This window comes from Ruegeria sp. AM9 (assembly GCF_056540565.1).
Genome location: NZ_JBQFWY010000004.1, coordinates 209,951 through 223,209, shown reverse-complemented (window position 1 = coordinate 223,209; position 13,259 = coordinate 209,951). Strand labels below are relative to the sequence as shown.

Here is a 13,259-nt window from a genome sequence, read left to right as displayed (position 1 = left end):
GCTGCCTAAGGCCTGACCTGATCCGGCGACAGAGCGGTTTCCGGCGCTTGCTCGATCAGCGCCAGCACTTTGGCGCATATCGGCGTCGCCACACCGAACTGTGCGCCAAGGCGGATGATCTCGCCTTGCAGGCTGTCAATCTCGGTCGGTCGCCCCGCCATCAGATCGTAAGCCATTGATGTCCGCGCGCTGGGATCAATCGTCAGCATCCGCGCCGCGATGCGGGTAAAGATCGGCGTTGGCAGCCGCAGGATATGCGGCGTCATCCACGCGGGCAGAGGAGTGGTCGAGGCCGCCGGGTGATCCGCAGCCTTCAGAACCGCCAGAGCTTCGTTCATCTGATCCGCCATCACCCGCCGCCAGTTGCGGTCCAGCAGTTGCTCTTTCAGCGTCAGACCTGACAGCGCGTTCAGCGCGTTGTTGAGGTTGATCACCAGCTTGCCCCATTGCACCGCATCGATTTCATCGCTCTCGACAACCGGCAGATCGGCGCTGCTGAGCCGTGGGCCCAACGCACTGGGGCCACTTTGAATAACGATCTCGCCCGAGGTTGCCCTGTGAAAACACGCGGGCTCGGTCGGCACGACGTTAAAAGGCACCATCCCGGCCCGCACGTCGTGATTCGGCAGAGCCACACGCAGTGTGCGGGCGTTATCCATCCCGTTCTGCCAGGACAGGACCGGGGCGGACGTGGGTGTATGCTGGGCGATCCGGGCGGCTATTTCGGCCGTTGCACCGGTCTTGACCGTCACGATCACGGCTTCTGCGGCGGTCAGACAGTTTGCGTCACCGGTCAGGATCAAATTCCGCGCAGCCACGTGCCGATTCAGGCCCGAGAAATCTGTAACCGTCAGCCCCTTGTCGCGGATCGGGTCCAGAATGCGCGACCGGCCCAGCAGGGTTACGTCATGGCCCGAATTGGCCAGCAAGGCCCCGCAATAGCAGCCGATACTGCCTGCGCCTGCGATCACGATCTTCATGGTGCGCCTCCCCCGCGCAAAGGATCGCCGGGATCTGGGCGCCGGGCAAGGCCCCATGACGTTTGGTCAGCGCACCCGTCTGGGCCGCGTGCGCTCCAGCTCATCCGAGATCGGAATGAACTCCTGATCATCCCCCGGCGGCAGGTGGAACGCGCCATTCGCCCAGTCGGCGGTTTTCCATTCACGGGTGGCGGCATCAATCTTCTCCTTCGAGGACGACACGAAGTTCCACCAGATATACCGATCCTCATTCAGCGTCGCGCCACCCAGCAACATCAGCCGCGCACCCAACGGCCCTGCCTTGACCGACAGTTGATCGCCAGGGCGGAACACCATCATGCGGCCTTCCTCGAACCTGTCACCGGCAATCTCGACCGAGCCCTGCGTGACATAAACACCCCTGTCCTCGTGATCATCCGGCAGGGGGAACGCGGCGCCCGGATCAAGCTGGACGTCCAGATAGAAGGTCTCCGACAACATCGTGACCGGGCTGGTTTCGCCATAGGCCGACCCGAGGATCAGGCGGGCGCTGACCCCATTGTCCTGAATGTGCGGCAGCGCGGTTTGCTTGTGATGCTCGAAATCGGGCGCCATATCCTCATGCGCCTCGGGCAGAGCAATCCAGGTCTGGATGCCGAACAGGCTGTGTTTCTTGCCCCGCGTTTCCGCGCTGGTGCGCTCGGAATGGGTGACGCCGCGCCCGGCGACCATCCAGTTGACCTCGCCGGGGTAGATCATCTGATGTGTGCCGAGACTGTCGCGATGTTCGAACTCGCCCTGATACAGGTAGGTAACAGTGCCCAGACCGATATGCGGATGCGGGCGGACGTCGATGCCGCCATCGGTGATGAACTCAGCCGGCCCCATCTGATCGAAGAAGATGAACGGCCCCACCAGTTGGCGTTTGACGGAAGGCAGCGCACGGCGCACTTCGAACCCGCCCAGATCTCGGGCACGTGGGATGATCAAGGTTTCAAGTGCCGCGTTTTCCGACAGGCATTCGGGGTTGTGGGTCGGGTTCCAACTCATTCCGGCTCTCCTGCGATCAGAGGTTAAATGTTCCCAAATGAAGGATATAGGGCGTATAGTCACAGGAAAACGCGCAATTTTGCACAATCAGGGTGCAGGTGCTGTTGCGCTATCTACGGCCATAGCTGGGGGAAGAACGTCCCGTCGATACGATCCCCTTCACGGTATCCCGCCGCTTCGAACTGCGTGCGCTCATCTTTTGCCCAGTCACCGCGATACCGGATGATCCCGTCCGGGGCCGTCATCCGCAGGGTAAAGCGCCGGACCGTTTCGGTTGGGGTGACCGAAGACAAGCCACCATGCAGCGTGCGCATGTCGAAAAAGATGCAGTCGCCCAACTGCATATCCCATTGCAACAGGTCATAGGCTTCCGGGTCGGCGTTGATATCGGGTGGCGGGTGATAGGTCCGGCCGGCAACCTCGGTCGGTTCATAGCTGGGGTGCCCATCCGCAAACCGGACCCGCATGAACAGTTTGTCCCACAGATGAGAGCCCCTGACGAAGGCAATCCCGTTCTCCTTGGTCACGGGTTCCAGTGGCAGCCAGAGGACACACATCGAGCCTTCGAAGTCGAAATAGGACAGATCCTGATGGAAGGGCGGTCGCGAGGTCGACCCGGCCTCACGCAGGAACCAGTTGTCCATGACGAGGTTGATCGACGGTGCGCCCAGCAGGTGCGCAGCAAGCACGGCGCAGGGGGAATTGCGCACAAAATCGGTGAATTGAGGGATTTTGTTCCAGGCCCAGTAATCCTCGAAATAGGCTGGGGCGCGCGGGTCTTTGGTATGGCGGGTGAAGTTGTCGGTTGGGTCGGCAAGGTCCGCATCGATCCCCGCGCGCAGCAGCGACAGCCAATGGTCCGAGAATTTCGCGCGCAGAACCACAGCCCCGTCGCGTTTGAAAGCGGCGATTTCGTCGGGTGACACCGTTTGCATCTTGTCCATCGGGCGACCTTTCGGATCGGTATCGCAAGGATGGCACCCCCGCTCGCATGGGGTCAAAGAAATTCGCGCGGGGCAATCACAGGGCTGTGAAACCCGCCTCGGAAAAGGCGTGAACCGTGCTATCTTTGCGTCGTGGCGCGCCTCGGCCCCATTGGATGACGCCTTGCAGGAGGTTCCGACATGACGAATACACGCTTTTCCCGTCGTTCCCTGATCGCCCTCGGCGGTGCTGTTCTGGCGACCGGCACATCTGGACTGCTGTTGCCTGCGCGCGCGGCGGGGCTGCCCCCCACACCCTCCATGCGCGGCGGGTCAAACAATTACCGCCCCGGCGCGCCTATCGTTGATCGGATCGGCGGCGGCGGGTTCTGGATGACCGGCACGGTGCGCCGCGCAGGTGACGGAGCCCCCCTGCCCGGCCAACGCATCCAGATCTGGGCGCACACGACCGAAGGCCACGAACGCGACCCGCAAAGCCATGGTGCAACGCTGACCGACGCGAACGGAGAGTTTCGGCTGGAGATGCCGCAGATCGTGCCTGCGTTTGGCCAGCCGCATGGCCATCTGACTTATGACAGCGGCGAGTTTGAGACCGTGTTCCTGCGGCCGATCATGGCGAGTTCAAAGGACAAGACCCTCACCGCGCATTTCGTCTTGCAGCCCCTCTGACCATTCGTGACACGTGCCCTGCTGATCTGGACGGTTCTGGCCCTCGTTCTGGCAGTGCCGCTGATCGCGGCGGCGAACAGCCCGCTTCTGGCGTGGCGTGATCCGCTCTACATCATCGCAGGGTTTGCGGGCGTGGTTGGTATGGGGTTGCTGTTGCTGCAGCCCCTTCTGGCCGGGCGATACCTGCCCGGACTTTCGCCGCTGGCCAGCCGCCGATGGCACCGGTGGGTTGGCCTCACTCTGATCGCGACCATCCTGATCCATGTCGGCGGCCTGTGGGTCACCAGCCCACCGGATGTCGTGGACGCGTTGCTGTTCGTCTCTCCCACACCGTTTTCGGCTTGGGGCGTGGTGGCGATGTGGGCGAGTTTTGCAGCCGCATTTCTAGGCATATATCGGCAACACTTGCACCTGCGGTTCCGGGTCTGGAGGCTGGGTCACACGGTTTTGGCCGCCGTAACGATCATCGGCAGCGTCGTGCACGCGTTGCTGATCGAAGGCACGATGGAGATTATCACCAAAACCGCTCTGTGCGCGTTGGTTGTGTTGGCGAGCGTCCGGACGCTCGCCAAACTGCGTGTTTGGGATGTGCGCAGGCGTTAAACGCCCAGACACCAGCGCATCACGGCCTTTTGCGCGTGCAGGCGGTTCTCGGCCTCGTCAAAGATCACCGAGTTGGGGCCGTCCATGACCTCGGACGTTGCCTCTTCCTCGCGGTGCGCGGGCAGGCAGTGCATGAACAGCGCGTCTGGCTTGGCGTGCGACATCAGCTCGGTGTTCACCTGATACGGACGCAGCAGATTGTGGCGGCGTTCCTTGGCCGACTGGGAATCGTGCATTGAAACCCAGGTGTCGGCAACCACCAGATCGGCGCCTTCAACGGCTTTGTACGGGTCGCGCTCGACCACGATTTTCGAACCCTTCTGACGGGCAAAACCCATGAATTCTTCCTCGGGGTCGAACTGCGCCGGGCCGGTGAAGGTCAGGTCGAACCCAAACTGGCCTGCTGCGTGCAGGAACGATGCGCAGACGTTGTTGCCATCGCCGGTCCAGACCACCTTTTTGCCCGCTATGGGGCCGCGGTGTTCCTCGAAGGTCAGGACATCAGCCATGATCTGGCAGGGATGGGTGCGGTCGGTCAGGCCGTTGATCACCGGCACGTCGGAATATTCCGCCATCTCGGTCAGGATCGTTTCATCAAAGGTCCGAATCATGATCATGTCGACATAGCGGGACAGCACGCGGGCGGTGTCGGCGATGGTCTCGCCGTGGCCCAGCTGCATGTCCTTGCCCGACAGCACCATGGTCTGCCCGCCCATCTGGCGCACGCCGACATCAAAGGACACGCGGGTCCGGGTCGAGGGTTTTTCGAAGATCAGCGCGACCATGCGATCTTTGAGCGGCTGCTCGTCGTCCAATGCGGCCTTCGGCTGCCCCAAGCGGGCCTGCTTCATCGTACCGGCCTGATTGATCATCGCCCGGAGGTCAGCTGCGTCAGTTTTGTGGATATCGAGAAAATGGTTCATTTCGTTTCGCTTTTGGCTGTCGGGTGGTGGGGGCCAGCCCCCACACCCCCGGAGTATTTGGGAAAAGATGAAATCAGGCAGTCGCAAGCGCGCGTTCGACCTGCGCAGCGGCCTTGTCGAGGCGGATCATGGCCTGAGCGATGTCGTCTTCGGTCAGGGTCAGCGGCGGTAGCAGGCGGATCACGTTGTCGGCGGCGGGAACGGTGATGACCTCGTTGTCATAACCTGCATTCACCACATCCGTGTTTGCCGCCTTGCATTTGATGCCCAGCATCAGGCCAGCGCCACGCACGTCTTCAAACACCTCGGGGTGATCGGCAACCAAACTTTCCAGCTTTTGGCGCAGCAGGCCAGCCTTGCGGTTCACACTTTCCAGAAAGGCGGGTGTGGCGACCTGATCGATCACCGCACAGCCGACGGCGCAACCCAGCGGGTTGCCGCCATAGGTCGAGCCATGGGTGCCCGCCGTCATGCCGCTGGCGGCGTCTTCGGTGGCCAGCACTGCGCCCAGGGGGAAGCCTCCGCCGATGCCTTTGGCAACCATCATGATGTCCGGAGCAATCCCCGCCCACTCATGCGCGAACAGCTTGCCTGTCCGGCCGACGCCACATTGCACCTCGTCCAGGATCAGCAGCAGGCCGTTTTCGTCGCAAATCTGGCGCAGGGCCTTCATCTCTGCATCGGGTACCGGGCGGATACCGCCTTCGCCTTGCACCGGTTCGATCAGGATCGCAGCCGTCTTGCCGGTGATGGCATTGGTGACGCCGTCGAGATCTCCGAATGTGACATGCACGAAGCCCGGCAGTAGCGGGCCGAAACCCTTGGTCATCTTCTCGGACCCGGCCGCCGCAATACCGGCCGAGGACCGACCGTGGAACGAGCCGCTGAAAGTGATGATCTCGACCTTTTCCGGCTGCTCTTTGTCATAGAAATACTTGCGGGCCATCTTCACGGCAAGTTCGCAGGACTCGGTGCCCGAATTTGTGAAAAACACCGTGTCGGCAAAGGTATGCTCGACCAGCTTGTCGGCCAACGCCTGCTGTTGCGGGATGTTGTAAAGGTTCGACACATGCCACAGCGCGTGTGCCTGCTCGGTCAGTGCATTAACCAGCGCCGGATGCGCATGGCCCAGCGCGTTCACCGCGATCCCGGCGCCGAGGTCCAGAAAACGTCGACCGTCCGCCTCGGTCAGCCAAGCGCCTTCGCCCTTCACAAAGGTCAGGGGCGCACGATTATAGGTCGGCAGAACGGACGGGATCATCGGATCATCCTTTTCGATATGTTGAGCCCCGTGAGTGATACACGAAGGCAGGGTTCGTCAACAGATTTGGTGGGGTTTGCGCGGATTTACAGCGCGCAATGGATCAAACGGGCCGGTTACGCGGCAATGCGTCGGCGTCGGAGTCGCAGGGTATGTGCGTGTTTGATCATGGCGGCGCGTATAGCGGGGCGCGGGCGGTCTGAAAACCCTGAAAATTGCTGCGCTTGAAATTTCATCCTGAGACCTGCGTTTCCTGCTTGCTATTTTCCCGATGCTGGCCCACCGCTAGGGGCATGACACCCGTGCGCCAGAACCCTGCCCTTGCGGCCTTGCTGATCGCGACCGCCAGCGCGTTCATCGCGGGCACGACGCTGCTGGCCAAAGCGCTGGGGACGGATACGCTGGGTCCGGCGTTGCATCCGATGCAAATCAGCCACGGGCGGTTTCTGTTTGCCTTTCTGGTGATCGTCAGCGCCGTGGGCATCCTGCGTCCAAAGCTGCGCCGCCCGCATTGGGGGTTGCATATCGGGCGGACCAGTTTCGGTTGGGTCGGGATCACGCTGATGTTCGCCTCGGTCGCGTTCATCCCGATTGCGGACGCCACGGCGATTTCCTTTCTGAACCCGGTTTTTGCCATGGTGCTGGCGGTCCCGCTCTTGAAAGAAAGTGTTGGCCCTTGGCGCTGGCTGGCCGCAGCAGTGGCGTTGGCCGGAGCGCTGGTCCTGCTGCGCCCGACACCCGACAGCTTTCAACCCGCCGCTTTGCTGGCGTTGGCCGCTGCGGTGTCGATCGGGATGGAGCTGATTTTCATCAAGAAACTCTCGGGTCGGGAAATTCCGATTCAGATCCTTCTGGTCAACAACGCGATGGGGCTGACGATTGCCTCGGTCGCGGTCAGCTTCGTGTTTCAGATGCCAACGCCGTCGCAATGGGCTGCACTGGCGGGGATTGGCGTGCTGATGGCCTGCGCACAGGCCTGCTTCGTCAACGGCATGGCCCGCGCGGATGCGTCCTTTGTGGCCCCGATCAGCTATGCCACGCTGATCTTCGCCGCGCTATACGACTTTGCGGTGTTCGACGTTATCCCGGACGCGGTCAGCCAGATTGGCTCGGCCATCATCCTGACCGGCGGGTTGATTCTGGTCTGGCGCGAAACGCGGCAGCGTCAGGCCTTGAGCCGGTAACCCGTGCGCAGCATCTGCCAGGTGATCGCGCCCACAACCAGCGTCGCACCAGTGCAGACGATCATGCCCAACCACGGAGAGCTGTCGGAAACGCCGATCATCCCATAGCGCAGCCCGTCAATCAGGTAGAAGACCGGGTTCAGGTGGCTCAGGCGGTTCAAAACAGGCGGCAGCGCCTCGACCGAGTAGAAGGTGCCGGACAGGAAGGCCAAAGGCGTGACGATGAAGTTCGTGATCGCCGCCATTTGGTCGAACTTGTTGGCGAAGATGCCGGCAAACAGGCCCAATGCGCCCATGAACGCCCCGCCGAGGACTACAAAGATCAGGGTGATCAGCAGGTTCTGCGGTGCGATGGACAGGAACACCAGAAACGCGGTCGCGACGACCAAGGCGATCAGGGCGCCGCGGGCAACGCCTCCGGCCAGATAACCCAGCAGGATTTCCAGCGGCGACAGTGGCGGCATCAGGGTGTCGACGATGTTGCCCTGAACTTTGGCGATCACCATCGAGGACGAGGTGTTGGCAAAAGCGTTCTGGATCACCGTCATCATCATGATGCCCGGCGCCAGAAAGATCAGAAACGGCACCCCCATCACGTCGGGCCGCCCCGGACCAATGGCGATGGTGAAGATCAGCAGGAACAATCCCGCCGTCACCAAAGGTGCCAGCAGGGTCTGCGTCCAGACCGCCAGGAACCGCAGGGTTTCACGTTTGGCCAGCGTGTAGAGGCCCATCCAGTTGACCGCCCCAAACCGGCGCGCGTCCTGATCCACAAGATTCTGCATATCTGCCCCATAGCTGATTCGAAGACCGCTTGTAACTCGGCCCGCAGTGATTAAAATAGGGGGCTGAGACGAATTCCCAAGGCGGCCCGAATCCGGGGCCGCTTTCCGCTTTTGAAAGGCAACCGATGTCCTGGACTGACGAGCGCGTAGAACTTCTGAAGAAAATGTGGGGCGAAGGCCAGTCGGCCAGCCAGATCGCCAAGGAACTGGGCGGCGTGACCCGCAACGCCGTGATCGGCAAAGTGCACCGTCTGGGCCTGTCGAACCGCGCAACCGGGGCAACACCGGCCAAGGCCGAGCCCAAGGAAAAACCGGCCCCCGCACCCAAGGCCGAGGCCAAGCCGAAACCCGCGCCCAAGACCGAACCGGCGCGCCCGGCCCCTGCCCCGGCAGCCGAGGCGAAACCCGCCGTTCCTGCCCGCCGCCAGATCATCCCGGCAGGTCAGCCGCTGCCGCCGCAGCCTTCGGCCAACGAGATCAGCCCCGAGGCGCTGGCCAAGGTCAACGAGATCGAAAAGAAAGCCAAGAAGCTGACGCTGATGGAACTGACCGAGAAGACCTGCAAATGGCCCGTCGGTGACCCCGCGACCGAGGATTTCTGGTTCTGCGGCCTGCCCGTTGAAGCCGGAAAGCCCTATTGCGAAGCGCATGTGGGCGTGGCCTTCCAGCCCATGAGCTCGCGCCGCGACCGCCGACGGTGATTGGGAACACCAGAACCCAAATCTCTATTGTGGAATGTGGAAAGGGTGCAGGCGTTTCTCCAAGCCTCTTATCCGAAGTGTTGCAAAATCAAAAGCAACGCGAGGCATAACGGACCCTTTCGAGGAAAACACCCTCGCAGACAACTGCGAGGGTGTTTTAGATCGGGGCGTCGGACGTGTGGACTTTGCTGCCTTCTCTTAAGTTACACTTATCTAATTGGATTAGTTATCGGCGTCCCATCCTAGGTCGGTGGCAGGAACAGTAATGCCTCCCATTGTCCTGATGAATTCAGCTTCTATGTCCTTTTTGTGCTGGTCACGGAAACCCAAGTTCGAATCTGGGCCAATGTTTTCAGCTAGCATGACCCATTCAGAAAATTCACTTGCAGACACGTCCCCATTTTCAGGAATGAAATGTGTCACATGCATTGGTTTTCCGTCTTTGACGCCTCCACAATAGCCATAGCGGACGCACACAAAGTCCATGAGTTTATCAAAACGATTTTGGGGCATTTTGTAATCGACACGCTAGAGCTGTCGTGCGGCGCTAGATAAGCGCATCTGCGTAAAAGTAGCTCACTGATAACGCAGTGAACAGTAAAACGTAAAGGGTCATTTTTCGCATGATGTGTTGTGGGTTTGGGCTCAAAGCGGACATTGAGGTTCCGGCGATCTTGGAGCCGCTGGCACATGATCAGCCCCTCACTGCGCCGGATGTGACGGCAAATCCGGCATCGGCACCCAGCCCGGCAATTCATCCGGTGCGACCGAGACATGCAGGCGTTCTGACGGATCGCGCCCAATCTTCCGATGCTTGCGCAGCAGGAAAATCTTGCCCCAGCCGCGCCAGGTTCCGACCGACGGCGCAGCGGTCGCAGTCGGGAAGCGGTCGCGCCAGCCTTCCGGCAGAGGCAACCCGTGCAGCTCGGCCTTGTCCAGCATCCAGATCAGAGAGATGTTGCTAAGGGGCCGCGCCTGCTCGAACCCGTTCAGTTGCCCACCGACATCGCCATGGGTGCCACGGAACCAGACCTGTTCGACATGGCCGTCGAAATCAGAGGTGCACTCCCACAGAACCGGCTCATAAACCTCGCGCGTCTCATCCAGCGCCATGGCGTGATAGCCGTGCCGCGTTGCAGGTCCGAGTTGATGGTTGTGGAATGCGTGCTTTTCTTCGGCCCGGCGCCACAGCAGCGGCAGGCGCAGGCCCAGCGCCTTGACCGTGTCCCAAACGCCGATCATCTCGATGGCGATTTCCTCATGACAGAACTGGCGACGAAAATCGCGGGCTGCCTTGCCCTCAGGGTTGCATTCGTAATGGCGGTAGGCCTGCTTGATATTGCGCACCGTTGCGTGCTCGGCCTTGAGCAGGCCAATCATGTCAATCACTCCGGCAAGGCTGCGTACACCGTAGGCCCCGCGCGAATAGCCGATAAAGAAGATCCGATCACCGGGTTTGTAGCGCGACGCCAGATAGCCGTAGGCCCGACGGATCTGCCGGTTGATCCCCCGCCCCATCATCACGTCAAGCGAGGATTTCCAGCTTTCCCACTGCACGCCCGCTTCGTAGAACACCGAGACCTTGCCGCCCATCTCCTGGCACAGGCGGAAGGTCCGCCCGGCATGGGTTTCAAACCCCGGTTCCAACGTCGACATCGTGCCGTCGAGGATGATGACATGGCTGACAGGTTCGCGGTGCAGCGCCTCGGCCGAGTGTTCGGACCGCAGAGGCCGTCCGAGCCATCCCAGAACCTTTCTACTCAGCCGCGACAGAACCATGTGTCAACAATTCCCAAACTCTGAGGGGTGTGAACGGCATATCCGCCTGTCGCACCCCGTGATCCCAAAGCGCGTCCTGAACCGCGTTTGCCACAGCGGCCAGCGCGCCCACGGTGCCGGCCTCTCCGCAGCCTTTCATACCCATCGGGTTGGAAGTTGACGGAACCGGTGCCGAGGTAAACTTAATCATGGGTATCTCGGCCGCGCGGGGCAAGGCGTAGTCCATCAACGAAGCCGTGAGCAGTTGCCCTTGCGCATCATGCACAACATGCTCGGTCAGGGCCTGTCCGATACCCTGCACCACACCGCCATGCACCTGCCCTTCGGCCAGCATCGGGTTGATTAGGTTACCAAAATCATCAACGACTGTATAGTGGTCCACCCATGTTTCACCGGTGTAGGAATCGATAACAATTTCGGCAACATGCGCGCCGTTGGGATAGCTGCGGGCATCAAGGTTGGCGCGCGCTTGGTGCTGCAGCAGATCGGTGCGGCCATCGGCGCGGGCCATCTCTGCCGCCTCGGTCAGGGTGGGCGTCAGGTTCGACCCGGGCGCGCGGAATGTTTCGTGATCAAAGCTCACGTCAGCCTCCTCGACCCCCATCTTATCGGCCAGATAAGGCGTGAATGCGGCGATCATGACGTCGATTGTGGCCAGCGTCGCCGTGCTCTGCACCGTGACCGAGCGCGACCCGCCCGTGCCGCCCCCGTGGGGCAGCTGGTCGCTGTCGCCCTGAATGATGGTGATCCGGTCCGTGGGAATGCCCGTCTGGTCGGACAGAAACTGGGTATAGGCGGTCTCATGCCCCTGCCCGTTTGACTGGGTACCCACGTAGAGGTTCACGGAGCCGTCCTCACAAAACGCAATCTTTGCGTTCTCGGAGGGGGCACCCAGAATGCTCTCGATATAGTAACACAACCCCTGCCCGCGGATCAGGCCGCGTTCGGCATCGGCGGCCTTGCGGGCGACAAATCCCTGCGTCTGTTCACCTGCGCGGGTCAGCACCATGTCGAAATCGCCGACATCATAGGTTTCGCCGGTGGCTGACATGTAGGGAAACTTCTCGGGCCGGATGAAATTCTTGCGCCGCAACTCCCACGGATCAACCCCTAGTTCACGTGCCGCGCGGTCCATGATCCGTTCGAGGACGTAGATCGCCTCGGGTCGTCCCGCCCCGCGATAAGCATCAACCTGCGTGGTGTTTGTATAGAAACCTTCGACCCGCATAAACGTGGTCTGAACGTCATAGACACCCATCAGAACCTTGCTGGCCAGGTCGGTCTGAATCGCCTGACCGAAATGGCTGTTGTAAGCGCCCAGATTGACCTTGCTGTGCACCCGGTAGGCGGTGATCTGGTGATCTTCATCAAAGGCCAGCTCGGCCAACGAGCTCAGGTCCCGGCCATGATGGTCGGACAGCATCGCCTCAGATCGGTCGGACATCCAGTGAACGGGTTGGCCCAGTTTCATGGCCGCAACCGCAACACAGAAATACTCAGGATACGGCATCACCTTCATACCGAACCCACCGCCCACGTCGGGGGTGGTGACGCGGATCGCCTCCGGCTCCAGCTTCAGCTTTTGCGCCAGTTGCGCCCGCATGGCCCAGACACCCTGCCCGCTATACGCAAATTGAAGGCGCTCATTGACCCAATGCGCCTGACAGCCACGCGGTTCCAGCGAGGTGATGATCACCCGATTATCCGCCACGCTCAGCGAAACGGTACGAGCGGCCCGCTGAAACGCGGCCTCGGTCGCGGCCTCATCACCCAGCCCCCAGTCAAAGGCCCGGTTGTCCGGGGCCTCGGGGTGCAGCGTCTCCCCTCCGGCGTCGATATCCAGCTTGGCGGGCAGATCGTCGGTCTCCATCCAGATCATCTCAACCGCATCGCGGGCCTGCATCGGAGTTTCGGCGATGACGACGGCCACGGGTTCGCCAACAAACCGCACCCGGTCCTTGGCGAGCATATGCCGGTCCGGTGCCGCCGCTTTCGATCCATCCCGGTTGGTCACCGTCGCCGCGTTCATCACTGTATCGATCCCCGCCTTGGCCAGATCGTCCAGCGTCAAGACCAGCCGCACGCCGTCCGCCTCTCGCGCTGCGTCCAGATCCAGCGCGGTGATCCGGCCATGCGCAACCGGGCTGCGGAAGAAGGCCGCAAACAGAGCATCGCCCGGCACATCATCATCCATGTACCGCCCCTGCCCAGTCAGAAACCGCTGATCTTCGACCCGCTTGACCGGCTGGCTTTTTCCGAATTTTTCCATTGCCTGTTCCCGTCGCTGCCTTAGAGGCGACATTAGGCTGCGCCCGGTCGATGTCCAGAGGACCCGCTTGGGCCTTCCCCTTCCCCTGCGCATTCGTTATTGCAGGCGCTGACCTAGGATTGATGACGCAGG

At 61.4% G+C, this 13,259-nt stretch carries 13 protein-coding genes; 4 read left to right on the top strand and 9 right to left on the bottom strand.

The genetic code is table 11. The features are described from left to right. Nucleotides 1-5 precede the first annotated feature (5 nt). The 3 genes from ACR0DO_RS10415 to ACR0DO_RS10405 all read right to left on the bottom strand — a co-directional run bounded on the left by ACR0DO_RS10415 (nucleotide 6) and on the right by ACR0DO_RS10405 (nucleotide 2,953). Nucleotides 6-980 (bottom strand): 2-dehydropantoate 2-reductase, encoded by a 975-nt coding sequence (locus ACR0DO_RS10415; RefSeq protein ID WP_480558502.1) that lies wholly within the window; start codon nucleotides 978-980, stop codon nucleotides 6-8. Between the two features lie 66 nt (nucleotides 981-1,046). After that, a complete protein-coding gene (locus ACR0DO_RS10410) occupies nucleotides 1,047-2,009 on the bottom strand; it encodes a pirin family protein (protein WP_480558500.1) in 963 nt (320 codons plus the stop codon). 113 nt (nucleotides 2,010-2,122) lie between these two features. Continuing rightward, nucleotides 2,123-2,953, bottom strand: coding sequence for a phytanoyl-CoA dioxygenase family protein (locus ACR0DO_RS10405; protein WP_480558498.1), 831 nt, complete (start codon nucleotides 2,951-2,953; stop codon nucleotides 2,123-2,125). 180 nt (nucleotides 2,954-3,133) lie between these two features. Here ACR0DO_RS10405 and ACR0DO_RS10400 point away from each other — a divergent pair, with 180 nt between their 5' ends. Together ACR0DO_RS10400 and ACR0DO_RS10395 are read left to right on the top strand one after the other, a co-directional pair. Beyond that, nucleotides 3,134-3,622 (top strand): twin-arginine translocation pathway signal, encoded by a 489-nt coding sequence (locus tag ACR0DO_RS10400; protein WP_480558496.1) that lies wholly within the window; start codon nucleotides 3,134-3,136, stop codon nucleotides 3,620-3,622. Nucleotides 3,623-3,628: 6 nt separating this feature from the next. Next, a complete protein-coding gene (locus ACR0DO_RS10395) occupies nucleotides 3,629-4,225 on the top strand; it encodes a ferric reductase-like transmembrane domain-containing protein (protein WP_480558494.1) in 597 nt (198 codons plus the stop codon). Here the strand turns inward: ACR0DO_RS10395 and argF are convergent. Further along, nucleotides 4,222-5,148: an ornithine carbamoyltransferase gene (argF, locus tag ACR0DO_RS10390; RefSeq protein WP_480558492.1), complete on the bottom strand. Its 927-nt coding sequence runs from the start codon at nucleotides 5,146-5,148 to the stop codon at nucleotides 4,222-4,224. The two genes, ACR0DO_RS10395 and argF, sit on opposite strands and share 4 nt — an antisense overlap. Nucleotides 5,149-5,221: 73 nt before the next feature. After that, entirely contained in the window at nucleotides 5,222-6,409 is a 1,188-nt protein-coding gene (locus ACR0DO_RS10385; protein WP_480558490.1) for an acetylornithine transaminase, read from the bottom strand. A gap of 293 nt (nucleotides 6,410-6,702) precedes the next feature. Here ACR0DO_RS10385 and ACR0DO_RS10380 point away from each other — a divergent pair, with 293 nt between their 5' ends. Next, on the top strand, nucleotides 6,703-7,593 hold the full coding sequence (locus tag ACR0DO_RS10380; protein WP_480558488.1) for a DMT family transporter: 891 nt from the start codon (nucleotides 6,703-6,705) through the stop codon (nucleotides 7,591-7,593). Here the strand turns inward: ACR0DO_RS10380 and ACR0DO_RS10375 are convergent. Continuing rightward, nucleotides 7,575-8,378: an ABC transporter permease gene (locus tag ACR0DO_RS10375; RefSeq protein ID WP_480558486.1), complete on the bottom strand. Its 804-nt coding sequence runs from the start codon at nucleotides 8,376-8,378 to the stop codon at nucleotides 7,575-7,577. The genes ACR0DO_RS10380 and ACR0DO_RS10375 overlap by 19 nt on opposite strands. A gap of 125 nt (nucleotides 8,379-8,503) precedes the next feature. On the opposite strand from ACR0DO_RS10375, the gene ACR0DO_RS10370 reads away from it, so the two are divergent. Then, the gene (locus ACR0DO_RS10370) at nucleotides 8,504-9,079 is read left to right on the top strand and encodes a GcrA family cell cycle regulator (protein WP_170445228.1); all 576 of its coding nucleotides are present in this window, start codon (nucleotides 8,504-8,506) and stop codon (nucleotides 9,077-9,079) included. A 222-nt stretch (nucleotides 9,080-9,301) separates the two neighbouring features. Here ACR0DO_RS10370 and ACR0DO_RS10365 read toward each other — a convergent pair whose 3' ends face one another. The 3 genes from ACR0DO_RS10365 to ACR0DO_RS10355 form a co-directional block, all read right to left on the bottom strand. Beyond that, nucleotides 9,302-9,565, bottom strand: a complete 264-nt coding sequence (locus ACR0DO_RS10365) for a hypothetical protein (RefSeq protein WP_480558484.1) — start codon at nucleotides 9,563-9,565, stop codon at nucleotides 9,302-9,304. A gap of 216 nt (nucleotides 9,566-9,781) precedes the next feature. Then, entirely contained in the window at nucleotides 9,782-10,858 is a 1,077-nt protein-coding gene (locus ACR0DO_RS10360; protein ID WP_480558482.1) for a DUF2235 domain-containing protein, read from the bottom strand. Then, nucleotides 10,836-13,127 (bottom strand): xanthine dehydrogenase family protein molybdopterin-binding subunit, encoded by a 2,292-nt coding sequence (locus tag ACR0DO_RS10355; RefSeq protein WP_480558480.1) that lies wholly within the window; start codon nucleotides 13,125-13,127, stop codon nucleotides 10,836-10,838. The genes ACR0DO_RS10360 and ACR0DO_RS10355 overlap by 23 nt, the downstream gene beginning before the upstream one ends. Nucleotides 13,128-13,259 lie beyond the last annotated feature (132 nt).